We start from the raw sequence: 25,776 nt of genomic DNA, 5'->3' as shown, positions 1-25,776 counted from the left end.
CGGCTAGGCGAATTTGGCTAAGGAACGGTAAATTCGCGTTTACCTTCGACCGAATTCGGCAGCGCTGCTCCCGTCTCCGATGACGGCTCGTGCGGCGCGCCGAAGGCGGGACCTTCCTGCGGCACGGGACGATAGATTCCGCCCACGCCCGGTTCGATCTGGAATTGCCGGGTCTGGCCGACGACCGTCTCCCCTGCGCCCAGCATCAGCCAGCCGTCGGGAGACAGCCCCTCGTGCAGCCGGCGGAACGCGCGTTCGCGCGTGGCCGCGTCGAAATAGAGAAGCACGTTGCGGCACATGACGAGGTCGAACGGGCCCGAGGACGGGGTCTGGTCGAGCACATTGTGCCGGTTGAAGCGGACCAGCCGCGATACCCGGTCGGTGGAAAGCCAGCCCTGCTCGGTCTCTTCGAAGAAATTGAGCATGCGGTTCACGCCCAGGCCGCGCTGGATTTCGAATTGCGAGTAGCGCCCGCGGCGTGCGGTATCGATCGCCTGGCCGGAGATATCGGTGCCGAGGATCTCGATCGACCAGTCCGCCCATTGTTCCTGCTGCTCGGCGAAAACCATCGCGAGCGACAGGACTTCCTGGCCGGTAGAGCAGCCCGCCGACCAGATCTTGAGCTTGCGCTTGCCAGCGCGCGCGCGCCTGAGTGTGGGCAGAATCAGTTCGGCCAGCACCTTGAAGTAGGCCGGATCGCGGAAGAAATAGGTCTCGTTGTTGAGCAGCGCCTCGACTACCTCGTCGGCCAGCGCCTTTTCCTCGGCCTGGTCGAGCAGGCAGACCAGCTGCTCCACGTTCGAGATTCCGCGCTTGCGGAAGATCCCGGACAAGGCCGTCCCGACCCGCCACACGCGCCCTTCGGTCAATTGCTGTCCGGTCCGCTCTGCGAGCAGGTCGGCGATGAAGCGCAGCGAGACGTCGCCTAGGTCCAAGATGCCACTCCCGCCAGCTGGATGGTCTTGGCGGCAAGGTCATCGGGCGAGCCTACCTCGGCGGCCAGCCCGGCTTCGATCACGGCACGCGGCATGCCCCAGACCGCGCTGCTGATCGCGTCCTGGGCAAAGACCGTTCCGCCTGCGTCCACCAGTGCCCGTGCACCGCTCGCCCCGTCCCGGCCCATGCCCGAAAGCACGACGGCCAGCGCCGCGCCCTCACTGGCTTCGGCGAGGCTGGTTAGCATGGGATCGACCGACGGCATGCATCCGCTCGCGGCAGGCCGGGTATCGAGCTCGCAGGTGAATTGCCCGCCTCGGCCGCGGACTACGAGATGGCTGTCCCCGGGCGCGACGACGATCGCGCGCCGATTGATCTCTAGTCCCGGTCTGGCAACGAGCGCCTGGCGACCGGAAGCCGCCTCGAGTTGGCGTGCGAAGACGGACATGAACGCGTCGGGCAGGTGCTGCGTGACGAGGATCGGAATGTCGAAACCGCGCGGCAAGGCCTGCAGGTACTGGCCGAGCGCGTGGATCCCCCCGGTCGAGGCGCCGATCGCGACGATCTGCGGGCGCGAGCCGACCGAGCGACGGGACGGAACGGTCCGGGCCGTGATGGAGGAAGAGCGAGTCTCGGTGCCGCTCAGCGCGCGAATCTTCGCGACCAGGCTCGTGCGATAGGCATCGTCGAACTGGCCCGGGAGCGGCTTGAGCATCGTTTCGGCAGCGCCCATCGAGAGCGCCGCGAGCGTATGCTCCGCGCCCGCGGGCGTGAGAGCGGAGACGACCAGTATCTGCGCGCCCGCAGCGCGTTCGATCAGCTTGGGCAGGGCCTGCAGGCCGCCCATGCCGGGCATCTCGAGATCGAGCAGGATGACATCGACCGGCGTATGCGCGAGGTTAGCGATGGCGATCTCGGCGGAGGCAGCCGTAGCCACCGTCTCCATGTCCGGCTCCTGCTCGATCATGCGTGCAAAAGCGGTCCGGGCGGTCAGCGAATCGTCGACCAGCATCACGCGTATGCCCGCGCGCTTCGCGGCGTCCGTCAGTCCGCCTCGCTCTTCGATCCCGGCCACCGATCGCATGAAGCCGTGCCTATTCGAACCCGACGAGCTGGAGTTTGATCTGGAGCGTTTCGTGGTCGAAGGGCTTCATCACGTATTCGTCCGCCCCGGCGCTGATTGCTTCGCGGATATGGGCGACATCGTTCTCGGTGGTGCAGAAGACGACTTTGGGAGCATCGCCGCCCGGTCGCTGCCGCAGCTTGGTGATGAACTCGATCCCGGTCATCACCGGCATGTTCCAGTCGAGAAGGATCACGTCCGGCATGGCGGTTTCGCATGCGGCAAGGCCTTCCTGGCCGTTTTCCGCTTCGGTCACGTCGAAATCCAGCGTCTCGAGGATATGCCTCGAGACCTTCCGGATCACTCGTGAGTCGTCAACGACAAGACAAGTTTTCATGGTGCGCCCTCTGTTTGGGACGAAGCATATGCCCAACCGGTAACCATAGCATTAAGCGGCCTGCTCGTGATTGGCGCCAAGGATCGTGCGGAAATCGATGAGGAGGGCGGGGCCGGAGTCCGTTTCGACCAGCGCGCTTGCGAGCGTCTGCCAGGTGCTCGAGAGCTTGCCCGGAACCGGTTTGGGCTCGCCGGTGAGCGGGACCACGTCTGCCACTTCGTCGACGATCAGGGCATAGCCGTGCCCCTGGTGTTCGACCACGAGCGCGCGGCACTCATCGCGGACACAGGAGCCGCTTGCGACGACTGTTTGCATGTCGATGACGGTAAGCGGGCGGCTACGCAGCGCGGTGATGCCGGCCACGTGGTGCGGCGCGCCGGGGACAGGCACGATCGCTTCCAGGTCGACGACCGCCTGCACTTCGGCGGCGGCGACAGCGACTTGGCGGCCGGCGATCGTGGCGAGGACGACGAGATCGCTCATCGGGCTTCTCCTGCGCGTGCGCGCGACAGCGCCCCGAGGATCGCGTTGCGGTCGTAGCGATAAATGCTTTCTTCGCCGTGCGGTGCACCAGCACGCTGATCCCGAAGGGTGATGATGTTCGGCGCTCCACGCGCGTGTCCGTCGTCCTCTCCTGCAAGGACGAAGACAATGTCGGCGTCTTCGTGGCTCTGCGTGACGCGATAGCCGGCAGCGCGCACCAGCGGAGCGAGGATCGTCCTGGCCCAATCGCTGTCGTCCGGCAGCCAGCACCGGGGCGCATCGGCGGGTGTCGCATCTGGCGCATGAGCGGCGAACAGCCAGTGGCCGTCGATGACCGGCACGGAACGCCCGTCGACCAGCGCAAGGCCCTCGATGGACGGGTCGTCGATCGCGGGCTTGAGCGGCTCGGTTATGTCCACGGCATCGGCGATTGCGGATACCGCGTGGACGATGGTGCTCGCTCCGTCGCTCAGGCGGAGAAGGCGCACGTTTCTTGCCGGGAGAGGGCCGGTTTCGTGACCCGTCAGGGCGAAGATCGTATCGTCCATCACCACGGTGGCGCGTTCGGCCTCGATCAAGATTGCCGATGCATCGACGGTGTCGATCCGGCGTACCAGTTCCATGGGCATTGCGCGCTCCAGGCCGCCGAGCGTGTGGAACAGCATCAGCTTGCGATCCCAGCTTGCGTCGGTCCGGTCGTCGTCGGTTTCGCGAGCGCCGCGCTCGACCGAGGCGTCGACCAGCTTGCGCGCCGCGGCTATCCCCTGAATGTCGAGCAGGAGGATGGGTTGTCCGTCTTCCAGCAGGGTGAGGCCGGCATAAAGCCCGCAGCCGGCAATTTCGGGAGAGACCGGTTTGATCACCAGTTCCTCGTGATCGAGCACCCGCTCTACCCCGAGCGCGAAGCGCTGGCCCGTCACGAGACGCAGCATCACTACACCACCTGGCCGCTCTGCATCCGGCTCGAGGCCCAGCGCATCGCGGATCGAGACGTAGCGGATCCGCTCCCCGCGGAAGGTCACCACGCTCGCATCGCCGATGGTCGCGAATTCGAGCGCAGCGGAGCTGCCGTGGACGATCTCGTCGACATAGGCGCGGGGGATCGCGAAGCTCTGTCCCGCCGCCTTCACCGTCAGGCTTCCGATGATGCTCAGGGTGAGTGGAAGGACGAGCGTGAAGACCGTACCGGCACCGACCTCGCTTGCGACTTGGATCAAACCGCCCAGTCGTTCGACGTTGGCGCGCACGACATCGAGTCCGACGCCGCGTCCGGAAATCGCATCGACCTTGTCGGCGGTCGACAGACCCGGCTCGAAGATGAGATCGGTTCGCTCGTCGCTGTCCATCGCGGCCAGTTCAGACGAAGTGACCAGACCGGCGGCGATCGCCTTGCTGGCGATCCTGTCGGCATCGAGCCCGCGCCCGTCGTCGCTGATGCGGATCGTGATCCGGTTGCCCGACTGGCTCGCCGCAACGCTGAGCAGGCCGATCTCGCGCTTGCCCGCCGCGCGACGCTGCGACGGGGTCTCGATCCCGTGGCCGATGGCATTGCGGATGATATGCGTGAGCGGATCGCGGACGAGTTCGATCATCTCGCGGTCGAGTTCGACGCCATTGCCGTCGATTTCCACCATCACCTGCTTGTCGAGGTCGGCCGACAGGTCGCGCACCATGCGCGGGATCGCGTTGAACAGGTGCTCGATCCGCTGCATCCGCATGCGCGAGACGGCTTCGCGCACGTCGCCCAAGATCGCCGACAACCGCTCGAACGGGTTGTCGAGTTCGGCGGGTGCGCCGTGTTCGCGAAACCGCCGGGCGAGGTCGTTGCGAGCAAGAACGAGGTCCGACACGCCGCTCATCACCCGGTCGAGCAATTCGACGGGCAGACGGATCGTGCGTTGCGCCGCCGTGGCTGGAGTTGCCCCCTGCTTGTCCTCTCGCTGCTTGTGACTGCTGTGCGGCGCGACTTCGCCGAGATCGCCCGGATCGGCCTCGAGCGATGCGATCAGCTTCGCATCGTCGCCGGTGATCGGCCCACCTGCCTCGATCGCGTCGACCATCTCGGAAATGCGGTCGATAACCGACAGCACGGCGGTGACCAGCGTAGCGTCGGTTTCACGATGCCCGGCGCGGACCTCTGCCAGCGCGCTCTCGGCGGCGTGGCTCAGCGCTTCGAGCTGCGGGAAATCGAAGAAGCCGCAATTGCCCTTCACGGTATGGACAAAGCGGAAGATCGTATCCAACCGCGCGCGGTCGGCCGGATCGGCTTCCCACGCGACGAGCTCGCCCTCGCTTGCCTGTAGCATTTCGCGGGTTTCGGCCACGAACTCAGCCAGCAGGTCGTCCATGTCTGCACGCTCCCTTGGATCCAGCGTGCGTCTATGCAGGAGGATGGTTAACGAACGGTCACTTGCCGGATTCCCCGGCGTCCGCGGCATCGCGATGGAGGAAGTGCCACACGAGGAAGGCCGCGACGGCTCCGCCGATGACATTGGCGGCCAGTTCCGCAGCGTAGACGGCGTCCGCACCCCATTGGCCCCGCAGGATCCAGGCGAAGGGCAGCATGACGAGGAACACGCGCGCCACGCTCTGCGCCAGCGCGATTCCGGATCGATCGATCGCGTTGAGCGCGCCGTTGCCGATGATGAGCAGGCCGTATCCGGCATAGCCCCACGCGGCGATGGCGAGGTAGCGATTGAATTGCTCGATCACCGGGGGATCGTCGCTGAAGAAACCGGCGAACCAGTCCGATGCGAAGACCAGCAGACCGGCGATCAGCAGGCCGTATACCAGGCTGAAGGCCCCGGCATAATAGAATGCGCGGCGCGCACGCTCCGCCTGCCCGGCACCCCAGTTCTGCCCGACGATGGCACCGATTGACCCCGACAGGCCGAGCAGGGGGACCACCGCGAAACTCTGCAGGCGTCCGGCGGCGCCGAAGCCGGCGACCGCCGCCTGGCCCTCGATTGCGACGAGGCTCGTCAGCACGGCCAGGCCGATCGGGTTGATGGCGTTGGAGAAGGCTGCGGGGGTGGCCACTCGGGCGATTGCCTTGAGCGGATCGAGATAGTGCTCCTGCCGCAGATGCCGCCTGCTGACCTCGATGGGTGTCTTGCGGATCAGCCAGCGCGCCAGCAGGATCGCGATGGCCCAGCCGGCGAGCGTGGCATAGGCTGCGCCGGCGATGCCGAAGCCCTCGAAGCCGAACGCGCCGGTGATGAGCAGCGGATCGAGAACCCAGTTGGCTGCGGCATAGCTGATCGAGACGTAGGATGTCTTGCGCGCCTCGCCCTGACCGCGCAGCACTCCGTTGAGGCCCATCTGCAGCAGCAGCAACGGAATGCCGAAGGCGTAGGGCTGCATGTATTCGAGGATCAGCGGCATCAGCTCCGCATCGGCCTGCATCAGGCGGAACAGCGGGCCGAGCAGCACATAGAGCGCCAGCCCGAGCACGCAGCCCAGTGCCAGGGCGAATGCGATACCGAGGCTGGCAAGCTGGTTGGCGCGGTCTGCCTTGCCGCCGCCCAGTGCCCGCGCAACGACCGAATTGATGCCGACCATGATGCCGACGCCAAGGCTGGCGACCGCGACGCTGACCGGGAAGATGAAGGCGATTGCCGCTAGTTGCGCGCTGCCGAGCTGGCCGATGAAATAGGCGTCGATCAGCCCGATGGACATGATCGCTGCGACCCCGATGATCATCGGCAAGGTCTGCGAGACGAGGTGGCCGCGGATCGATCCGCGCGTCAGTTTCGCACCGTCGCTCATCGCGCAGCCCTGTGGCCGAGCTGGCGGTCGCTGGCAACCTTGTCGATGACGCTGTCGGGCGCGCTTGCCGGTGCGGGGCGCGTTGAGCTAGGCGGTTTGCAATGATCGCAGGAGCCCAGCCTTGCCCAGCATGACCGTGAACGGGCGGCCGTTGCGTTTCGACATGGACGCGGACACGCCGCTTCTGTGGGCGCTGCGCGACGCGGCGAACCTGACCGGTACGAAATACGGCTGCGGCGTCGGCGACTGCGGATCGTGCATGGTCGACGTCGACGGGCAAGCGCTCAGGAGCTGCCTCGTCACGATCGGCGAGGCTGAAGGGCGCGTCGTCACCACCATCGAGGGCCTGTCGCGTGACCGCTCGCATCCGGTCCAGCAGGCGCTGGTCGCCGAACAGGCTATCCAGTGCGGCTTCTGCACACCCGGCATCGTGATGGCGGCAGCGGCCTTGCTCCGCCGCAATCCGTCCCCGTCGGAGGACGAAATCAAGCAGGCGGTGCCGAACATCTGCCGCTGCGGGGTCTATCCGCGGCTGGTGCGCGCTATCCAGCGGGCCGGACGTGTCGCCAGCCGGAGCGAGGCGATCGCCGGTCCGCCGCCGCCGGGCACGACGATCGAGGAAGCGCGGGCGGCGGTCCCCGCGCTCAGTCCGGGCAGACGCGGGCCCACCGAATAGCCCGGCAGCCCTCGTCCCGGGATCAGAAGCCGATCCGCACGCCCACGCTGGCGGTCAGCGGTTTGCCCGGCTGGATGTTGTTGTCGCCGTGGGCGCTCGCGTAATAGGTCTCGTCGAACAGGTTCTCGATATTGAGCTGCAGACCGATCTGCTCCGACAGGTCGAAATAGGCTGCCGCGTCCACCCGCCAGTACGAGGGCAGCTCGACGTTGTTGGAATAGCTCGCGAACTGCTTGGACTGGTGGACCACGCCAAGCCCGAGGCCGAAGCGTTCGGTGAAGTCGTAGCGCGACCACAGGCCGAGCTGGTGCTTGGGCAACTGCTGGAGCTCGGTATCGACACCTGCACCGTCGATCGCCGACAGGATCTCGCCGTCGAGGTAGGTGTAGCCCAGGTTGACGTTGAGGTTCGGCATCGGCTCGCCGGCAGCGGACAGTTCCAGGCCCTGGACCCGGCTCTTGCCGGTGAGCACGGTCAGGCCGTCGTTATCGGTCGCCGGCGTGTTCGATCGCTCGAGCCGGAACAGGGCCGCAGTCAGAAGCAGGCCCGGGTTGGGGGCATATTTCACGCCCACTTCCATGTTCTCGAACTCTTCGGGCTCGAGCAGAACCGAACCCTGGCTCAACACCGTGAACTGGTTGCCGGAAGCGGGCAGGAAGCTCTCGCCATAGCTGGCATAGACCGACACCGCCTCGCTCGGCTTCAGGATGACCCCGAAGCGCGGCGATACGGCAGTGTCCTTGCGGCGTGCCGCGAAACTGTCGGCGATGTTCAGCGAATCGAGATCGAACTCGTCGTAACGCAGGCCGGCGACGACCTGCAGCCACGGGGCAAGCTCGACCTGGTCCTGAATGTAGAGCGAGATCGTGTCGAGCGTCGATGCGCTGGCGCGCTGCGGGGCGAGCGTGAAGGCCGGGATGTCGATGATCTCCGCCAGATCGACGGTGGTGGATTCGGAGAAGACAGCCCGATTGCGCACCGCATCGGTATCCTGGCGGGCAACTTCCACGCCGGCGAGCAGCGTGTGGCCAATCGCGCCGGTGCGCCCTTCCCAGACGAGGTTCGCCTGGCCGATCAAGTTCTCGCGGACCGTGGCGCTTTCGTAACCGCCGATGCTGACGACATCTGCCACGCCGTCATTGTCGGTGTCCGCCGCGCCCGAAGGCACGATATTGCCGTAATACTTGTCGTAGTGGGCGTACTGGACTGCGACATTTGCCGACAGGCCGGCCGAGAATTCATGCTCCAGCCGCGCGCGGGCGATATGCGCCTCGACATCGGAGTAGTTAAAGTCCGGATCGCCGAACAGCGTTTCGTCGTAGCCCGCCAGCGGCAGCCCGTCGAAAGACGGAACACCGCGATCGGTCGTCCGCTGGTCGTCGTCATAGGTATAGCTGGCAATCAGGGTGGTGCGTTCGCCCAACGCTGCGGTCACCGTCGGACTGATGCCGATGAACCGGCCCTCGTAGAAATTGCGCTGGTTGTCGAACTCCTCGTAAGCGGCGTTCACGCGCAAGGCGATGGCCTCGCCGAGCGGACGAGAGACGTCGCCGGTTAGGGAGAAGGCGCCGAAATTGTCCACCGTCAGATGGGCTGCGGTCACGTCCTCGACCAGGCTTGCCTTCTTGCTCACGCGATTGATCGCACCGCCGCCGGCGCCACGCCCGAAGATGAGCGCGTTAGCGCCCTTGAGCACTTCCACCCGGTCGATGTTGTAGAGCGAGCGGTAGTATTCCGCATCGTCGCGCAGTCCGTCGAGATAGAAATCGGCAGTGGTCTCCTGGCCGCGGATGAAGACCTCGTCGCGCTGGCCTTCACCGCTCTCCATCGACACGCCGGGGACATAGCGCAGCGCTTCGCCGAGCTGGCGGATGTTCTGGTCTTCCAGCTGGTCGCTGGTGATGGCAGTCACGGCCTGCGGCACGTCGATGATCGGCGTGGGCGTCTTGGTGGCGCTCGAGCCATCGTCGTTGGTGTAGCCATCCGTACGCTTGCCGCGCACGACGATGTCGCTGGAAAGATAATCGCGGTCGGGATCGCCGGGATCGGCTGCGGCGGCATCGACCGCTCCGGCTGCGCTCGCAGCGAGCACGACTGAGCCATCGGTGGCGAATGCGGGGGAAGCGAAGGCGACGGCGGCCAGTGTCAGCAAACTGGCGGAGGTGTTGAAGCGGCTCATGTGATCCCTAGTTGAGAATGATTCTCGAAAGCATTCGGGCCTGCTATTGAGAGTAATTCTCAATTGCAACCTCAATCGCGGCTTTTCATGTTTTTTTCCGCCCGCTAGGCGACCGCCGACACGCAATCGAAAAGGATACGCAGATGAAGGCGACGATCTGGCATAACCCGAAATGCGGGACGTCCCGCAATACGCTCGCGATCCTCGAGGAACGCGATGGCGTCGAAGTCGAAGTCATCGAGTATCTGAAGAACCCGCCCAGCCGCGATAAGCTTGCGCAACTCTACAGCGATGCGGGAATGACGCCGAAAGACGGTCTGCGCCTGCGTGGCACCGATGCCGAGGAGCGCGGCCTTCCCGATGCGAGCGCCGATGAAGTCCTCGATGCGATGGTTGCCGAGCCGATCCTGATCGAGCGCCCGCTCGTCGAGACCGACAAGGGCGTGCGCCTGTGCCGGCCGAAGGAAAAGGTCGAGGAAATCCTCTGAACCCGGTCGGCGCTCAGTTGCGCTCCTGCGTCAACTGGCTGTCCTTCTGCAGCGCAAACCATCCGTAGATGAGCACCACGGCGCACAACGCGATGATCAGGCCGAAGCCGAGAAAGTCGGAATGGCCGTACAGCCACACGCCCAGCGCCGGTGCGTAGACGAAGCTGGCCCCCGCGACCGAGGCGGTAATGCCGGAGGCCTGGCCCTGCTCGGCACGGGTAACCGCAAGCGAGGTTCCGGCAGTCGTGCCCGGGCGGAACAGGCCGAAGCCGAGCGATGCGATCGCGTAGGCGAGCGCGATGGCATGGAGGTCGCTGGCTACAGAGAGATAGGCGACGCCCACCGCCGAGAGCGCGATGCCCGAAAGGCTCGCCGCGCGCGGGCCCAGGTCGAGCCGCGGGATCAGCCCCCATTGCGCGAGCAGCGTGGCGATCGCCCCGCACATCAGCACCAGGCCGACCGGGCCGGTGCCCAGTTCCGGCGTTTCGCGCAGGCCCAGCCGGTCGAGCACCAGGAAGCCCGATATGCCGAGTACCATCGCCTGCGCATGGCCACCGACCAGCCCGATGATGACCCACGGCCTCAGCCGCGGTTCGAACCAGCGCAGCCGTCCCGGCTCGGCAGGCCCGTCGTCTTCCTCGTCGTCGTCCTCGTCTTCGGCATCGTTCTCGCGCGATTCGGCCGAGGCGCCGGCATAGGGCGCATCATAGGTCCTTCCGCGTGCCGGGAACTGCGGTTCGTCGTTCGGGAGGCGGATTCGCAGCGCGATCAGCGTGACGATTCCGATCGCCGCGAAGATGATGAACGGTCCGGTCAGTCCGACCAGGGGGAGGACCATCAGCGGCGCGAGGGCCGGGCCGATCACCGTACCGAGGCCGAAGCTCGAAGCGATCAGCGAGAGCGCCTGCGTGCGCTCGGCCCGCGGGGTGCGGCTCGCAACATAGGCCTGCACGGCTGGCGGGGCGGCGCTGCCGAAACCGCCGTAGAGACTGCGCGCGAGCGCGAAGGCGACCAGCGCCGCGGCCGCTCCCAGCACTCCGGAGAGGCCGAGCCACAGCGCGATCCCGCACAGGCCCATCGACACGATGAAGCCGACCAGGCCGAGCGCCATCATTGCCTTGCGCCCGCGCTGGTCGGATCGCCGGGCCCAGAACGGCGCGCAGACCACCCACAGGAGCGCCGACCAGGTGTAGGCGAGGCTGATCCAGACGTCCTGTACGCCCAGCTCGGTCCCGATCGAGGGCATGACGGACTGCATCGCGGTATTGCCGGCGGCGGTGACCAGCATGACCATGAACAGCAAGGCCATGCGCCCGCGCGAAATGGCCCGCCTCGGCGCGGATACAGCCTTGTCGAGCGGGATGGAGGGATCGCCTTCGGACATCGTTCAGCGCGCTACGCCCACCCGAGCGCGCTTGCAATGCAATGCCTTCTTTGCCACTCCGAAGCCGATACAGGCCCCCAAGCGCCACGATCGGCGAGGGGCGCGGCTGAGGGTCCGAATTCTTGAATACTTCAGAGACTGCCATCGTCCGGCGCGCCGGCCTGCGCCGCAAGCTCGGCGCGCTGTTCGGCCAGTGGGGCGTCTTCTTTCGCGGCTTCGTCGAACATCCCAGGATGGTCGGATCGATCATCCCGTCCTCGCGCTTCACGATCGAGAAGATGCTGGCGCCGGTCGACTGGGCCGAATGCGAGCTGTTCGTCGAATACGGTCCGGGCGTCGGGACGTTCTGTCGCCCGGTCCTCGAGCGGATGCGCCGCGACGGGACCTTGATCGTGATCGACACGAACCCGCTCTATATCGACTATCTCAAGCGCACGATTACCGATGGCCGGTTCTTCGCGGTACTCGGATCTGCCGCCGACGTGCAGGAGATCGTGCGCGCGCATGGTTTCGGTCATGCCGATTACGTTCTGTCGGGCCTCCCGTTCTCGACCCTGCCGGACGGCATCGGCCCGGCGATCGCCGAGGCCACGCACGAAGTTCTTCGTCCCGGCGGCGCATTCCTGGTCTATCAGTTCAGCGCCAAGGCGCGGGACTTCATGGCCCGGCATTTCGCGCGCATCGATCAGGGTTTCGAGCTGTGGAACGTGCTGCCCGTCAAGCTCTTCTGGGGCTGGAAGGACGCCGCCTAGGCTGCCGCTTCCCCGGTTGCGGTCAACTGGCGGTGAACCGCCGCGATTACCGCCATGAAGACAGTCGCGAACAGCGCGTTGATGAACGACCCGATCAGCGCTTGACCTACCTGCGCCATGCTCTCGCCCATCAGCGCGAAGACCAGGCCGAAGATCATCGATCCGACCAGGTAGACGACCATGATCGCGACGAAGAGCAGGAAGAAGAACAGCGCCAGCCGGCCGACCTTGCCCGAGGTCAGTTGCCACGAGCGCTTCAGCGCAGCGATTGGACCGTGGATCCGGTCGATCGCGATGGCAGGTGACAGCAGCGAAAACCGCACGAAGAGGAAGATGAAGGCGACGAGGGCGATCACTATGCCGATCAGGATCAGCGCGGGCATGCCGCTTGCCAGCACCAGGCCGAGCGGGATGCCGATCAGCAGGATCGAAAGGACCAGCTGGACGATCTGCGCGAGCAGGTAGGGCACGAGCCCGCCGAGCCCGCTCTTGAGCGCTTCGCCCACGGTCGGCTTCTCGCGGTCGGTCAGCAGGCGCAGCAATGCGAGCACTCCGACTGCCTGGATCAGCGCGAGGACGACGATCGTCACGAAGAACCCCGGACCGAGGTGCGAGAGCTGAGCCATTGCCTGTTCGCTCGTCTCGGCAGGGGGAACTTCGGCCATCGGGTTGGCCAGTTCCGGCGCAACCAGCGCGACAGCCAGGTTGGGCAGGAAGAAGAACACGCCGGCGACCACGGCCACGACGTTGCCGTTTGCCTTGAGCATGCGAACGGCGCTGTTCCATGCAGCGTTTGAATCGAATTTACCCACCATCGTGGATCCCCCTGCGTCCGGTAAGCGTGTGTTCCCTCTTGATAAGCGCAGGCGGCAAGGCCACGCAATCGCCATGGTCGAATTTCCCGCCACCGAAAACGATACCGGGATCGAAGTTCGCCGCGAGCATGGCCAGGTCGGCTATCGCGCCGCGCTCGAGGAGATGACCGCGCGCAACGCGGCAATTGCCGCTGGCGAGGCGCGCGAACTCGTCTGGCTGCTCGAGCACCCGCCCGTGTACACCGCCGGGACCAGCGCGGCCGAGGCGGAGCTGCTCGATCCGCGCTTCGAAGTGGTCGAAGCAGGGCGGGGCGGTCGCTACACCTATCACGGGCCCGGCCAGCGGGTCGGCTACGTCCTGCTCGATCTCAACAAGCGCGGGCGGGACGTGCGCTGTTTCGTCCATGCGCTTGAAGGCTGGGTGATCGCCACGCTTGCCGATCTGGGTGTCGAAAGCTGGCGGGCGGACGGGCGCGTCGGCATCTGGACACGGGACGTGGACGGGCGCGAGGCGAAGATCGGCGCGATCGGCGTGCGGGTGCGCAAGTGGGTCACCATGCACGGCTTTTCGGTAAACCTCTCGCCCGACCTGACGCATTTTGCCGGGATCGTGCCGTGCGGGATCGAGGAATTCGGCGTCACCAGCCTCGATCGGTTGGGCATCGCGCTTGCGCCGGAGGCCTTCGATGAGGCATTGGTCGCCAACTTCGGCGGCTTCCTCGCCGCACTCGAAAAGGCCTGTTCCGCATGATCCGTCCCCTTCTGCGCGCTGCATTGCCCTTGCTGGCCGTTGCCGCCTTCGCCGGTTGTTCGGAAGAGGCAGTCGAACGCGATACCGCGGGCGATGCGCGCACCGCGGCCGGCGAGGTGCGCGGGGGCACGATCAGCGATGCGATGCTGCCCCTCGATTCGCTCCAGTCGCAAAGCCCCCCGCTCGAGGCCGATCCGGTCGCGGGTTCCGACGGGGCCTCGGCTGCGGACGTAGCGCCGGCCGGAACGCAATCCGGTGAGGAGACCGATCCCGATGCGGCGATCGATGCTCTCGCCAGCGACATGGCCGATGGCGCAGACGGCGCATCGGCTGCCGACGACTAGACCAGCGAGCGGGCTTCCTGCCGGACGCCGGGCTCGGCGTCTTCTTCCTGTCCCAGCAGACGGCGGGCCCGGGCCAGCTCCGATGCCCCGATCCGCCGCCCCTTGTGCGGCAGCGTCTCCATGCCGGGATTGCTAGCGAAGGCAGCGACGATCGACAGCGCGTCGCTGCGTTCTTCCGGTGTGGGTTCGAAGGCCTTGTTGATCGGTCCGACATGGGCCGGGTGGCGCGCGGCCATCGCCGAAAAGCCATCGGCGCGGGCGGCCTTGGCCGCTGCATCCGCGCCCTCGATGTCCTTGGCGACGGCGTGGGCCGATTCGATTGCCATGATCCCGCGCGCGTGGGCGGTCAGCAATACGCTGGCGCGCACGTGGCGCATGGCATCGGTGAAACCGCCGAAACCGTCGCGGGTCCGGCGCGAGCCGAGCGAGTGGGCGAGCGCACGCGCATCCCATGTGAGGCCGGCAAGGCGTGGATGCGATTCCTCGGCGAAGGAGCGGATGTTCAGCGCATCGCCGGCGCGCGAACCCACTTGCGGCACGATCCGGGTCGCACCGTGCTGGATCCCGTTGCGCTGTTCGACCTCGTAAAGCTGCGCCGCGATTTCCTGCAATTGCCCGGGGCCGCTGCATTCGGGCAGCAGAATGCCTTCCGGTGCGGCGGCCATCACGGTTTCCAGGTCGTCGCGCCAGGCGGCATCGTGGATCGGGCTGATGCGGACCCAGCGCGCGAACCGGCCATGCGCCAGCACCTGCTGGCGGTGCGAGGACAGCCAGTCGCGCGCCGCATGCCGCGCTTCATCCTTGGCCCGGTCGCCCGCGGCAAAGCCGCAGTCGACGACCACGACGCCCGCACCCGAGGTCGCTGCCGAAGCCAGCAGCGCCTCCTCGTCCGCACGCACTATGAGCCAGGATTTCATACGCTCGCCTTTCTATCCGGCAGCGGCGGGCATCGCGCCCGGCTGCCCCGATTGCTGCTCCATGGTGGGGTAGTCGATGTATCCTTCGGGTCCGGGCAGATACCAGCTCTTCGGGGCATCCTTGTTCGGGGCCCATTCCGCGCCCGCGCGGATGCGCTCGGCAAGGTCGGGATTCGAGATGTAGGGCCGGCCGAAGCTGACCGCGTCGCACTTGCCCGAAGCGACATCCGCCTCCGCTTCTTCGGCGGTGTAGTCGCTGTTGAGAATCAACGGGCCGGAGTAGATCTCGCGGATCATCGGGCTCTGCTTGGGCACATCGGTCGCGCCAAAGGTGCCGTCCGGGCCGGGTTCGCGCAATTCGAGGAAGGCGAGCTTCAGGTCTTCGCAGACCCGGGCAGCCGCGCCGAAGGTCGCTGCCGGATTGCTGTCGTCGCAGCCTTGCGTCTCGCCGTTCGGCGACAGCCGCACTCCGACGCGGTCCGCGCCCCATTCGCCGATCAGCGCCTCGAGCACTTCGCGCAGGAAGCGTGCCCGGTTCTCGGGCGAACCACCGTACCTGTCTTCGCGCAGGTTGGTCGAATCGCGCAGGAACTGGTCGACCAGGTACCCATTAGCGCCGTGCAGCTGGACGCCGTCGAAACCGGCAGCCTTCGCATTGGCCGCGGCCTTGCGGTAATCGTCGACCACGCGGGCGACCTCGTCGGTTTCGAGCGCACGGGCCTGCTGGTGCGGCTTGCGCCCTTCGCGCGTATGCGCGTGATCGGGCGCCGTCGTCGCCGAGGCGGACACTCCCGGCTCGCCGCCGAGGAAATCGGGATGTACCAGACGGCCCATATGCCACAGTTGAAGCACGATAGCCCCTCCAGCTTCGTGAACGGCTTTGGTTACCGGTTTCCAACCTTCGGTCTGTTCTTCGGACCAGATTCCCGGCGCGGCGGGCCAGCCCAGACCCTCCACGGATATGCCTGTCGCCTCGCTGATGATCAGCCCCGATCCGGCCCGCTGGCGATAATATTCGACCATCATGTCGTTCGGGATCGAACCCGGCTGGGTCGAGCGGCCGCGGGTAAGCGGTGCCATGTAGATGCGGTTCTTCGTCGAAATCGAGCCGAGGTCGAGCGGCTGGAACAGGCTGTCGTGCAAGGTCGTGTCTCCCAATGCGTTGCAATTGACTATTCGTTTCATCCCTGCCGTGCGCTGGGCTAGGGCGCAAGCATGACGATGGCGGCAGGCGACAGGGCGTTACCGGGAAAAGCGGTGCTGCTGCTGGCATTGCTGGCAGGCAACGTCGCCCTGGCCTTCGGTCCGCTGCTCGTCAGGCTGGCCGATACGGGGCCTGTTTCGGCCGGCTTCTGGCGCTTGTTTCTCGCCCTGCCATTCCTTGCACTGTTGGCGCGGGGGACGGGTCAGCCGCTGACCGGCATACCGAGGCGCACGCTGATGTTCGTCGCGCTGGGCGCGGTCGCCTTCGGCCTCGATTTGGCGAGCTGGCACACCGGGATCGAGATGACCCGCGCCGGCAATGCGACGCTGTTCGGGAATGCCGGCAGCATCGTAATGCTGTTCTGGGGATTTCTGGTCGCGCGCACACTGCCGCGCGGCAGCGAGTGGCTGGCCATCGTCAGCGCGCTGGCTGGAGCGGCGATCCTGATGGGCGAGAGCGCCGAAATCTCGACGAGAACGCTGGTCGGAGACCTGTTCTGCCTCGCTGCGGGATTGCTCTACGCTGTCTACCTCGTCACCTTGCAAGGCGCGCGAAAGACCATCGGCGCATGGAGCCTGCTGACCTGGGTGAGCATTTTCGCTTGCGTGCCTCTGCTGACCATCGCGCTCGTCGCTGGCGAGCCGTTCTGGCCGACCGACTGGACGCCGGTGCTGATCCTGTTCGTCACGAGCCAGCTGGTCGGACAAGGCCTGCTGGTCTTCGCCATGCGGCACTTCTCGCCGCTGGTGATCGGCCTCGCGCTGCTGACCCAGCCGGCGGTCGCAGCGATCTACGGCTACCTCATCTTCGGCGAAGTCCTGACCGCGATCGACATCATCGGCATGGCGCTGCTGGGCGGCGCGCTCGTGCTGGCGCGGGCGTCGACCCGCTGATCCGCTGACCGGCTGGCTCGCCGAGGCCCGTCGTCAGTCCCAGAAGGTCCGGTCGAACTCGGCATGCCGTTTCTGGAAACGGTCGAGATCCGGCCCGGCCAGTGCCAACGCCGCCTGGTCGGCCAGCAGCTGGCCTTCGCGCCGCAGCAGTGCCTGCCGGTCCCGGTCCTCGATCGGGGCGGCGGCATGGGCGAGCGTGTCGAGCATCACCTCGGCGGCGATCGGATTGGTCGCCACGCCGGAACGGATCGCGCCGTAACCGCGCTTCACGTAGTGTTCGAAATCATCTGTCAGCGGCACGAGAGGACAATCCTCGACGTCGTCTCCGCAGAGGTTCTTGCGCAGATCCCGCCGTCCGATTTCCGACGTCGCCGCGCCGAGCCAGTGCAGCGAGGTAATCGCGGTGAAGGGATCGTTGATCCCGGGAGACAGCGCGCGCAGGCCGATCTCGACCAGCTCGTCGATGAGGAATTGCGGGTCCTGCTCGGGTGTCCGGGTCGCTCCGAGGGTAAAGCACTTTCGAACCCGGTCCTCGACCTCGGCGGGATCGCACCCGTCGACATCGAGCAACGGCAGGCCGCGGTGCACGAAATCGCCGGTGCGCACCTTGAGCGTGAAGACGCTTTCGCAATCGCGCGCGACCTTGGCGAGATCCTCGAAATCGATGAGCTGGACGTAGCCGGTTTCCAAGGCGGTCAGCGGCTCGCCCGGATCGTGTTCGGCGGCGGCGGAGAAACTGCCCTCTACCGGATAGACGTCGCGGATCGCATCGAGGAGCCTCGAGCCGATCCCTTGCAGCACCCGGTTGATCCGGATCGAGGAGGGGATGTGGTTGAGGAAGTAGACCAGCACCGCGACGCAGAATGCCATCAGCAGGTAAGCGACCAGCAGGGATAGCTGCGGTGCGAAGCCGGGCAGGGCAGTCGCCGTCGCATCGCTCAGGTCGCTCGCCGTCTCGTCCTCGGCCCGCACTGCGCGCAGGACGATCAATGCATAGACGAAGGCGCCGATGAAGGTGGCCAGACTGAGCTGGTTGCCGCGGTCTTCCATGAAATTGGTCAGCAGGCGCGGGCCGTAATTGCCACTGGCGTAGGCCACCGCTGCGATCGTGATGGAGAATACGGTCGAGGCGACGCCGATCATCGATCCGGCCATCACCGTCAGCATGTCCGAAGCGCCCTTGGGACGGGCCGGCACGATCCAGTCAGTTTCGTTGAGGAACTCGGCAAAGCCCGCCCGGTCGAGGTAGATCATCACAAAGGCCAGGACGCCCGCGATGATCGAGAACAGCGCCGGATAGAACCAGTAGTTCGCGTTGAGGCGGGCCCAGAAGAAGCGGATATCGGAAGTCATGCGTGCGGAATTTCCTGAAACGAGGCCAATGCGGCATCCAGTGACGACCGGTCCTTATCGATTTCGCAGCGCGCGCGCGCCTGCTGGTGGACCTGCTGTGCATATTCTCGCAGAAAGCGCACGAGGCCGGGCCTGCCCTCGGTATGGAGGTGGATGAGCCGTTCGAGATTGCCGATGATCCGGATCGAGACGGAAGGATAGTCGGCTGCCGCCTGGCGCAGCGCGGCAAGCGGGTCTTCGAAGAGGCCGCGAAAATCCTGCCCCGGCAACGCGATCTTCGGATATTCGCTGCTGACTACGCTGCGATCCGCGTCGACCCAGTTGCCGACATGCGCGCCAGCGACTTCTGTCAGCGCGTCGACGGCGGCGATCGCGGTGTAGAAATCGTTGACGGCCGGCGAGAGCGCCCGGGCGGCCACTTCGACGAGCAAGCGGATTTGGAACACCGGACCCTGGCTGTTGCTGCGGAACCGCCCGATCGGAATGGCCCGGAGAACCGCCTTGCGATCGGGGCACTTGCTCGCGGTTTCGATCAGGGCTTGCCCTTCGAGGACGTGCTGGCCGGGGGCGGCTGTCAGGCGTGCCTCGCCGCAGCCCTCGACTGCATTGGCCAGCTGATCGAGATGGATGCCCTCGACATATCCGTTGCGCGGTGCAGTGATCGCGAAGGGCAGGGCCAAATTTGCCGGTTCGCCCGCGCGTACGGCGATGGCCGGCTCCTGTCCGTCCCGTGACACGGCATGGAGAGCCTTGTCGACGAACATCGTGCGGCCGAGATCGTGCGTTGCGACCGCGAGCATCACGGTGTTGATGGCGAGCAGCACGATGCAGCTGGCGAAGGTCGCCAGCGGGGTCTGCGCGAGCGTGGCTTCGGCATCGATCGCGCTCATCGTCAGCACGGCGTGGATCAAGGTGAAGGCGAGGCCCGCAATCGACACCCGGACCAGCCGCTTGGCGAGCCAGCGATCGATCAGCCGGACGCCGAGATTGCCTGCGGCGATGGTCAGCACGATCAGCGAAATCGAGAAGAACAGCGTCAGAAAGGCGGCGTCGATGCCGGCAATGACCGCCGCGGCATCGCGCGCGGTTTCCGCCGAGGAAACAAGCGCAAGGTCGCGTTCCAGCAGCCAGGCGGTCAGGCCTTGGCGGTCGGCATACAGCGTTGCGGCAAAAACGATCGGCGCCAGCAGGACAGCTCCGAGCGCCAGCGACCAGTAATTGGCCGTCAAACGGTGGAGAGCCCAGCCGAACAAATCCTTGATCGGGCGTGGCCTCGACAAAAAAACACCCCTGTTGATCTGCACTTAGGAACATAACCGCGCAGGGGCGATTTGGTTGCTACGCGCAGCGGCCAAGGGGGCTTGGGAAAAGCGGTGGCGCCCATTCAACGGAGCTAACTCCCGTCAATCAAAGGATACTTGTATGATATCCATGGAAACGGCCGCGCAGTTCGGCAGTATCGAAAACCTGGTTCAACTCACCGCCGGGCAATACACCACCGGATCGCTGATCCTGATGGTCAGCTACGGTGCCCACTTCGCCTTCATCCTGTTCTTCCTGATGATGTCGCTGCAGCTCGCGCCGCGGTATCGCATCGTTCCCGTCCTGTCGGCCGTCGTCATGGCATCGGCGGGCCTCAGCCTGCTGCGCGAGTTCAGCCTCTGGCAGGCGAGTTACGAACTGGTCGACGGCATCTATCGCCCGCTCGCTGAAAACCAGAGCTTCACCAACGCTTTCCGATACGGGAACTGGACCATCACGGTTCCGATCCTGCTGACGCAGCTGGCAATCGCCTTCGGTATCTCGCGTCCCGACCTGCACAAGCGGGTGTTGCGCATGATCGTACCGGCCCTGCTGATGATCTGGACGGGTCTTTACGGCCAGTTCGGCGAGACCGGCGACTGGTCGCGCCTGAATCTGTGGGGCGTAATTTCCACCGTGTTCTTCGTGTGGCTGATCGTGGAGGTCCGCGGCGTCATCACGCTTGGTGTCGCCAACAGCCCGGCCGAGCTCAAGGGATGGCCCAAGAACATCTGGTGGTACTTCCTCGCCACCTGGGGTCTCTACCCGATCGGCTACGCGCTGCCGCAACTCGGCTTCACCGGCGACGTTGTGGTCGTCCGCCAGCTGCTGTTCTCGATTGCCGACATCTCGTCCAAGCTGATCTACGGCATCATCCTCAGCCGCTACGTCCTGCGCCGTAGCGCGCTGGAAGGCTATGTCCCGGCTGCCGAGGCGCTCGAAACCTCGCCGCTGGGCTCGGCCGTCGCGTCGCGGCGCGGCGATTGATAAGTTAGCCGGGGGCAGGGCCTGGACCGGCTACGCCTCGCAAGACAAGGGCCCTGGCGCGATGCCGGGGCCCTTTTCGCGTGGGCCGTGCTGATTGCTGCGATCGCCGCACAGGTCGCAGGCCCCGACTATGCGCTGGCGTGCGGGCTGATCCTCTACGTGCTCGGCTTCGCGCATGGCGCGGGTGACGAGCAGGACGGCGAATTGCGGCGCTTCGGCGCGCTTCACGTGGCGGGCTACCTCGTAGTGGGCGCAGCCATCGCGGCACTTTTCCTTGCCGCGCCGCTTGCCGGGCTGGTGCTCTTTCTCGCTTTGTCGGCCTGGCATTTCGCGCGCAGCGACTGCGCGTTCTCGGCCACGAGCCGGCTCGCCATCGCCGCGCTGGCGACGGGCGGCAGCGCGCTCTTCCAGCGACGGGAGACGACGGCGATCTTCGAGCAGATCACCGCAGGGAGCGTGCCGAGCGAACTCGTCGTGGCGTTTTCGGTTGCGGGCGGGGTCGGCGTCGCGCTCGCGATACTGGCGCTCGTCCGCGGCGAGAGCGGTTCGGGTCACGCCGTCCTCTCGCTCGGCGCGGTCGCGCTGTTCGATCCGGTGCTTGCGGTCGGGCTGATCTTCGTGCTCGCCCACGCAGTGCCCGTCCAGCAACGACAGATCGCTAGTTACGGTGTCCCGGCCATCATGCGGGCAGTGGCGCTGCCGACGGGCATCGCGATCGCCGGAGCGGCGACGATCGTCGCACTGGTGGCAAACGGTCTGCTCGCAATGGAAATCGCGGTCGCATTGGCGTTCGGCATGGCCACCCCGCACATGCTGACCGAGCGGCTCGAGCGCTAGCGCACGCGATCACACCTTGCCGAGATCGCCCTTGCCGATCGTGCCGCTGGCCATCTCGAGCATCCGGTCGAGGCTCTGCTTGGCCTTCAGCCGCAGACCCTCCTCGATCTCGATGCGCGGTTCCAGGTCGCGCAGGCAGGCGTAGAGCTTTTCCATCGTGTTGAGCGCCATGTAGGGGCAGATGTTGCAGCTGCAGTTGCCGTCCGCACCGGGCGCGCCGATAAAATTCTTCTCCGGCAGCGCCTTTTCCATCTGGTGGATGATGTGCGGCTCGGTCGCAACGATCAGCGTGTCGCCTTCGAAGGTCTTGGCGAACTGCAGGATGCCGCTGGTCGACCCGACATAGTCGGCGTGGTCGATGATGGTCGGCGGGCATTCGGGGTGCGCGGCAATCGGCGCGCCGGGATATTGCTCCTTGAGCTTGAGCAACTCGGTTTCGCTGAAAGCCTCGTGGACGATGCACACGCCGGGCCAGAGCAGCATCTCGCGGCCGAACTTGCGCGAAAGGTAACCGCCGAGATGCCTGTCGGGCCCGAAGATGATCTTCTGGTCCTCGGGGATCTGCGACAGGATCGTCTCCGCGCTCGAACTGGTGACGATCACGTCCGACAGCGCCTTCACCTCGGTCGAGCAGTTGATGTAGGTCAGCGCGATGTGATCGGGATGCGCCTCGCGGAACGCCCTGAACTTGTCGGGCGGGCAGCTGTCCTCGAGGCTGCAACCGGCATCCATGTCGGGCAACACGACGATCTTTTCTGGGCTGAGGATCTTGGCCGTGTCGGCCATGAACTTGACCCCGCAGAACACGATCACCTCGGCATCGGTTTCAGCGGCCTTGCGGCTCAGCTCGAGGCTGTCGCCGACGAAGTCCGCGATGTCCTGGATGTCGGAGGTCTGGTAATAATGCGCGAGGATGATCGCGTTCTTCTCCTTGCGGAGACGGTTGATCTCTTCGAGCAGATCGGTGCCCGAAAGGGCTTTGGTTTCGGCAGTCATCAATCGGTCCCGTCAGATGCGTGTGGCATGTCTATAGACGGAACGGCGGGGGAGGCGAGGGGGTTCCGAGGCCGTCCGCGATTGGCCGCACAGGCCGTCGGGCAGCCACGGGGGTGTCTCGCTCCACCGGCGTCAGCCGGCCTCGCCCTCGCCATCGAAGCGCACGTTTACCGTCACGTCACCGTAGCCGGCGACCTGCAACGGAATGGCGAGGTTCTGGCGCACCGCATCCTTTGCCGCCTGCCGTGCCATCGAGAGAATCTCGGGATTCTTGGCAAATGCCGCCGCCTTGCGTTCGGCCTGCTGCGAATTGTTGCGCGCAAGGTCGGCCGAGGCATCGCGCGTCACCCAGTTTCCTTCGGTGAACACGCGCTGTTCCGCTTCGTCCAGATTGGGCCGGGAAATCTTCAGGACCGGAAGGACGACAGTCATCGTGTCGGTCGCGTCGTTCCACAGGAACCGGTCGCGGTCCATCTGGCTGAGATCGAGCCGGTACTCGACGGTCGCCGGAATGATCGCTGCCTGACGCGACTTCAGCAGGTCGATGCCCGCGATCCCGCGCGAGTCGACGCTTTCCGCCACGACTTCGAAACGGCTCGAAAAGACGGTCAGCGAATTCTGCTTCTCGAAGGCGAGCATGGCGCTGCCGACCGGATCGCCTTCTTCCTGGTAGATGAAAGCGCGCCACCCGAGCCACGCTACCGCGGCCAGCAAGGCGATGACGATCAGCCACGGAACCGCCTGCACCCGCGCCAGCGACCGCTCGTGCCGGATTTCGGGCCGGAAATCGGGGTCGACCGTGGTGGCGGTCGTATCGCGACTTGTCAGATTGTCTGCCATGTATCGCCCGAACGCACGGCCAGCCCGCGGCGTTCCATGTCGAGCAAATGCGCCATTACCGACATGCCGGCCGCCTTGACCAGCTTCGGGTCGAGGCCCTTGTACATCTTCGGCACGAGACCTTCGGCAATGGTCGCGGGGCCTTCGCCCAGGATCCGCACGATCTGGTTCTCGCGCTGGCGGCGATGGCCGATCATCCCGCGGATCAGCTGGCGGGGCTTGTCGACCTGCGGACCGTGGGCGGGATAATAGACCGTGTCCTCGCGCCCGTTCAGCTTCTCGAGGCTATCCATGTACTGGCCCATGTCGCCGTCGGGCGGGATCACCACGCTGGTCGACCAGCCCATGACATGGTCGCCCGTGAACAGCGCGCCGCTTTCCTCGAGCGCGAAACACAGGTGGTTCGAGACATGCCCGGGGGTCGCGACGGCGCGCAGGGTCCAGCCCGGACCCGTCATCGCCTCGCCGTCTTCCATCACCCGGTCGGGTTCGTAATCGACATCGAGCGCCTCGTCGGCGCGGAACTCGCCGTGTCCGCCCTGTGGACGCAAGGGCGCACAACCGACCAGCGGGGCGCCCGTCTTCTCCTTGAGAGGCGCAGCGGCGGGTGAATGGTCGCGGTGGGTATGGGTGCACATGATCGCCAGAACCGGCGCATCGCCGATCGCCTCGTAGAGTGCCTCGAGATGCGCGGGCTCTGCCGGGCCCGGGTCGATCACGGCAAGCCCGTCGTTCCCGCCGACCAAGTAGGTCTGCGTGCCCGTGTAGGTGTAGGGCGAGGGATTGGGCGCCAGCACGCGGCGCACCAGCGCCTCTAGTTGCTCGGTCTTGCCCGTAGGCCACGGCTTTTCGGGGATTTTCGCCATGGCTTGCATATGCAGTGCGTTTCGGCCCATGTCACGCCCCTGCTAACTAGGCGCGAAAGGGAGAGCGCATTGTCCGACACCATCCTGGTCCTCGATTCCGGTACGACGTCGACCCGCGCGATGGCATTTTCACCCGACGGCGCCTTGCTCGCGCTGGCGCAGGCCGAACTCACGCAGCACTATCCCAGACCCGGCTGGGTGGAGCACGATGCGGCGGAAATCTGGGACAAGACGCTGGCGTGCGCACGCGATGTCGCCGGCAAGCTCGGCGGGGCGGAGACGATTGCCGCAATCGGCATCACCAACCAGCGGGAAACGGTCGTCGCCTGGGATCGCGATACGGGCGAACCGCTCGCCCACGCCATAGTCTGGCAGGATCGGCGCACTGCCGATTTCTGCGAAACCCTGCGCGAACGCGGAGAGGAAGCGCGTGTCCAGGCCTCCACCGGCTTGCTGCTCGATCCCTATTTCTCGGGCACGAAGATGCGCTGGCTTCTGCGCAACGAGGATGCGGTCGCGGCTGCGGCGGAGCGGGGAACGCTCGCATTCGGGACCATCGAGAGCTGGCTCGTCTTCAAGCTCAGCGGGGGGCGGCACATCACCGACGCCAGCAATGCCAGCCGCACGCTCCTGCTCGCGCTCGATGGGGCGCAGTTCGACAAGGGGTTGTGCGACCTGTTCGAAGTTCCGGGCGCCGCGCTGCCACAAGTGGTCGACAATGCCGGCCCGCTCGCCACCTGTGCGGCGCAATGGCTTGGCCGCGAGATACCGATCACCGGTCTCGCCGGCGACCAGCAATCGGCGACCATCGGGCAGGCCTGCCTCGCTCCGGGCGAAACCAAGGCGACTTACGGCACCGGTGCCTTCGTGCTGACCAACAAGGGCAGCGAGATGCCCCATTCGCAGCACCGCCTCCTCGGCACGGTGCTCTATCAGCTGGGGGGAGAGCGCATATATGCCCTCGAAGGCTCCGTGTTCGTCGCCGGCAGCCTCATCCAGTGGCTACGCGATAGCCTGGGCCTGATAAAGAGCGCGGCCGAAACCGAAGCGCTGGCTCGCTCGATCGACAGCAGCGGCGAGGTCGTGATCGTGCCGGCCCTTTCGGGTCTTGGCGCACCGCACTGGCAGGCGGACGCGCGCGGGGTGGTGGCGGGACTGAGTTTCTCGAGCGGACGGGCGGAACTGGCCCGCGCCGCGCTGGAGGCGATGGCGCACCAGACATGGGATCTCGCGACCGCTTTTGCCGCCGACAAGGCCGCGTGGCAAAGATTGCGGATCGATGGGGGGATGAGCGCCAACGACTGGATGGCGCAGGATCTGGCAAACATGCTCGGTATCACTGTCGAGCGACCGGATTTCGTCGAGACCACTGCCTTGGGTGCAGCGATGCTCGCGGCAGCGGGCGCGGGGATCCATCCGGATCTGGCGACGGCAGCGCAAGCCATGCGCGGGGAGCTCGCGCGGTTCGAACCCGCGATGGGCGACGATGTCAGGAAGGAAAGGCTGGGGCGCTGGCAGAAAGCGCTGCAGGCAAGCTAGCCGCCG

The 25,776-nt window shown here is 65.9% G+C and carries 25 protein-coding genes; 9 read left to right on the top strand and 16 right to left on the bottom strand.

Features of this window, described 5'->3' with window-relative positions:
• Positions 1-17: 17 nt before the first annotated feature.
• From GRI48_RS04770 to GRI48_RS04745, 6 genes are read right to left on the bottom strand one after another with little or no spacing between them, the layout of a single operon-like run.
• Complete coding sequence (locus GRI48_RS04770) at positions 18-935, bottom strand: CheR family methyltransferase (RefSeq protein WP_160672159.1); 918 nt, start codon at positions 933-935, stop codon at positions 18-20.
• Complete coding sequence (gene cheB, locus GRI48_RS04765; protein ID WP_237451730.1) at positions 926-2,020, bottom strand: chemotaxis-specific protein-glutamate methyltransferase CheB; 1,095 nt, start codon at positions 2,018-2,020, stop codon at positions 926-928. Before cheB ends, GRI48_RS04770 begins: the two co-directional genes overlap by 10 nt.
• Before the next feature lie 10 nt (positions 2,021-2,030).
• Positions 2,031-2,396: a response regulator gene (locus tag GRI48_RS04760; RefSeq protein ID WP_160672156.1), complete on the bottom strand. Its 366-nt coding sequence runs from the start codon at positions 2,394-2,396 to the stop codon at positions 2,031-2,033.
• Positions 2,397-2,447: 51 nt separating this feature from the next.
• Positions 2,448-2,879 (bottom strand): chemotaxis protein CheW, encoded by a 432-nt coding sequence (locus GRI48_RS04755; protein ID WP_160672153.1) that lies wholly within the window; start codon positions 2,877-2,879, stop codon positions 2,448-2,450.
• A complete protein-coding gene (locus GRI48_RS04750) occupies positions 2,876-5,227 on the bottom strand; it encodes a chemotaxis protein CheA (RefSeq protein WP_160672150.1) in 2,352 nt (783 codons plus the stop codon). Before GRI48_RS04750 ends, GRI48_RS04755 begins: the two co-directional genes overlap by 4 nt.
• Positions 5,228-5,285: 58 nt before the next feature.
• Positions 5,286-6,647, bottom strand: coding sequence for an MATE family efflux transporter (locus GRI48_RS04745; protein WP_160672147.1), 1,362 nt, complete (start codon positions 6,645-6,647; stop codon positions 5,286-5,288).
• A 121-nt stretch (positions 6,648-6,768) separates the two neighbouring features.
• Here GRI48_RS04745 and GRI48_RS04740 point away from each other — a divergent pair, with 121 nt between their 5' ends.
• Complete coding sequence (locus tag GRI48_RS04740) at positions 6,769-7,323, top strand: (2Fe-2S)-binding protein (RefSeq protein WP_160672144.1); 555 nt, start codon at positions 6,769-6,771, stop codon at positions 7,321-7,323.
• A 22-nt stretch (positions 7,324-7,345) separates the two neighbouring features.
• Here the strand turns inward: GRI48_RS04740 and GRI48_RS04735 are convergent, their stop codons facing one another.
• The gene (locus GRI48_RS04735; RefSeq protein WP_160672141.1) at positions 7,346-9,502 is read right to left on the bottom strand and encodes a TonB-dependent receptor; all 2,157 of its coding nucleotides are present in this window, start codon (positions 9,500-9,502) and stop codon (positions 7,346-7,348) included.
• Positions 9,503-9,645: 143 nt separating this feature from the next.
• Here GRI48_RS04735 and arsC point away from each other — a divergent pair, with 143 nt between their 5' ends.
• Positions 9,646-9,990: an arsenate reductase (glutaredoxin) gene (gene arsC, locus GRI48_RS04730; protein WP_160672138.1), complete on the top strand. Its 345-nt coding sequence runs from the start codon at positions 9,646-9,648 to the stop codon at positions 9,988-9,990.
• Between the two features lie 13 nt (positions 9,991-10,003).
• On the opposite strand, the gene GRI48_RS04725 is transcribed toward arsC, so the two are convergent.
• Complete coding sequence (locus tag GRI48_RS04725; RefSeq protein ID WP_160672135.1) at positions 10,004-11,374, bottom strand: MFS transporter; 1,371 nt, start codon at positions 11,372-11,374, stop codon at positions 10,004-10,006.
• 122 nt (positions 11,375-11,496) lie between these two features.
• Between GRI48_RS04725 and GRI48_RS04720 the strand changes: the two genes are divergently transcribed.
• On the top strand, positions 11,497-12,126 hold the full coding sequence (locus tag GRI48_RS04720; protein ID WP_160672132.1) for a class I SAM-dependent methyltransferase: 630 nt from the start codon (positions 11,497-11,499) through the stop codon (positions 12,124-12,126).
• Here GRI48_RS04720 and GRI48_RS04715 read toward each other — a convergent pair.
• Entirely contained in the window at positions 12,123-12,893 is a 771-nt protein-coding gene (locus GRI48_RS04715; protein ID WP_160672129.1) for a glycerophosphoryl diester phosphodiesterase membrane domain-containing protein, read from the bottom strand. The genes GRI48_RS04720 and GRI48_RS04715 overlap by 4 nt on opposite strands.
• Positions 12,894-13,014: 121 nt before the next feature.
• Here GRI48_RS04715 and lipB point away from each other — a divergent pair, with 121 nt between their 5' ends.
• On the top strand, positions 13,015-13,692 hold the full coding sequence (gene lipB, locus GRI48_RS04710) for a lipoyl(octanoyl) transferase LipB (RefSeq protein WP_160672126.1): 678 nt from the start codon (positions 13,015-13,017) through the stop codon (positions 13,690-13,692).
• Positions 13,689-14,036 (top strand): hypothetical protein, encoded by a 348-nt coding sequence (locus GRI48_RS04705; RefSeq protein ID WP_160672123.1) that lies wholly within the window; start codon positions 13,689-13,691, stop codon positions 14,034-14,036. Before lipB ends, GRI48_RS04705 begins: the two co-directional genes overlap by 4 nt.
• Here the strand turns inward: GRI48_RS04705 and GRI48_RS04700 are convergent.
• Positions 14,033-14,953 carry an HpcH/HpaI aldolase/citrate lyase family protein gene (locus GRI48_RS04700; RefSeq protein WP_160672120.1) on the bottom strand — a complete coding sequence of 307 codons (921 nt, stop codon included), beginning with the start codon at positions 14,951-14,953 and terminating at the stop codon, positions 14,033-14,035. The genes GRI48_RS04705 and GRI48_RS04700 overlap by 4 nt on opposite strands.
• A gap of 12 nt (positions 14,954-14,965) precedes the next feature.
• Positions 14,966-16,138 carry an alkene reductase gene (locus GRI48_RS04695; protein ID WP_419956943.1) on the bottom strand — a complete coding sequence of 391 codons (1,173 nt, stop codon included), beginning with the start codon at positions 16,136-16,138 and terminating at the stop codon, positions 14,966-14,968.
• Positions 16,139-16,168: 30 nt separating this feature from the next.
• Between GRI48_RS04695 and GRI48_RS04690 the strand changes: the two genes are divergently transcribed.
• The gene (locus tag GRI48_RS04690) at positions 16,169-17,050 is read left to right on the top strand and encodes a DMT family transporter (RefSeq protein ID WP_160672117.1); all 882 of its coding nucleotides are present in this window, start codon (positions 16,169-16,171) and stop codon (positions 17,048-17,050) included.
• A 33-nt stretch (positions 17,051-17,083) separates the two neighbouring features.
• On the opposite strand, the gene GRI48_RS04685 is transcribed toward GRI48_RS04690, so the two are convergent.
• A complete protein-coding gene (locus tag GRI48_RS04685) occupies positions 17,084-18,403 on the bottom strand; it encodes a DUF2254 domain-containing protein (RefSeq protein ID WP_160672114.1) in 1,320 nt (439 codons plus the stop codon).
• Complete coding sequence (locus GRI48_RS04680) at positions 18,400-19,683, bottom strand: DUF2254 family protein (RefSeq protein ID WP_160672111.1); 1,284 nt, start codon at positions 19,681-19,683, stop codon at positions 18,400-18,402. The genes GRI48_RS04685 and GRI48_RS04680 overlap by 4 nt, the downstream gene beginning before the upstream one ends.
• Before the next feature lie 142 nt (positions 19,684-19,825).
• Here GRI48_RS04680 and GRI48_RS04675 point away from each other — a divergent pair, with 142 nt between their 5' ends.
• Both GRI48_RS04675 and GRI48_RS04670 read left to right on the top strand, forming a co-directional pair.
• Positions 19,826-20,692 (top strand): bacteriorhodopsin, encoded by an 867-nt coding sequence (locus GRI48_RS04675; RefSeq protein ID WP_160672108.1) that lies wholly within the window; start codon positions 19,826-19,828, stop codon positions 20,690-20,692.
• Positions 20,693-20,779: 87 nt separating this feature from the next.
• Complete coding sequence (locus GRI48_RS04670; protein WP_160672105.1) at positions 20,780-21,529, top strand: Brp/Blh family beta-carotene 15,15'-dioxygenase; 750 nt, start codon at positions 20,780-20,782, stop codon at positions 21,527-21,529.
• 9 nt (positions 21,530-21,538) lie between these two features.
• Here the strand turns inward: GRI48_RS04670 and nadA are convergent, their stop codons facing one another.
• The 3 genes from nadA to GRI48_RS04655 form a co-directional block, all read right to left on the bottom strand.
• On the bottom strand, positions 21,539-22,525 hold the full coding sequence (nadA, locus tag GRI48_RS04665; protein ID WP_160672102.1) for a quinolinate synthase NadA: 987 nt from the start codon (positions 22,523-22,525) through the stop codon (positions 21,539-21,541).
• A 132-nt stretch (positions 22,526-22,657) separates the two neighbouring features.
• The gene (locus GRI48_RS04660; RefSeq protein WP_160672099.1) at positions 22,658-23,365 is read right to left on the bottom strand and encodes a DUF4230 domain-containing protein; all 708 of its coding nucleotides are present in this window, start codon (positions 23,363-23,365) and stop codon (positions 22,658-22,660) included.
• A complete protein-coding gene (locus GRI48_RS04655; protein WP_160672096.1) occupies positions 23,350-24,231 on the bottom strand; it encodes an MBL fold metallo-hydrolase in 882 nt (293 codons plus the stop codon). The genes GRI48_RS04660 and GRI48_RS04655 overlap by 16 nt, the downstream gene beginning before the upstream one ends.
• 69 nt (positions 24,232-24,300) lie before the next feature.
• Here GRI48_RS04655 and glpK point away from each other — a divergent pair, with 69 nt between their 5' ends.
• Positions 24,301-25,770, top strand: coding sequence for a glycerol kinase GlpK (gene glpK, locus GRI48_RS04650; protein ID WP_160672093.1), 1,470 nt, complete (start codon positions 24,301-24,303; stop codon positions 25,768-25,770).
• Positions 25,771-25,776 lie beyond the last annotated feature (6 nt).

Source organism: Qipengyuania oceanensis (assembly GCF_009827535.1).
In the GTDB taxonomy this organism is placed as follows: Bacteria; Pseudomonadota; Alphaproteobacteria; order Sphingomonadales; family Sphingomonadaceae; genus Qipengyuania_C; species Qipengyuania_C oceanensis.
This window is presented reverse-complemented; position numbering and strand designations above follow the sequence as displayed.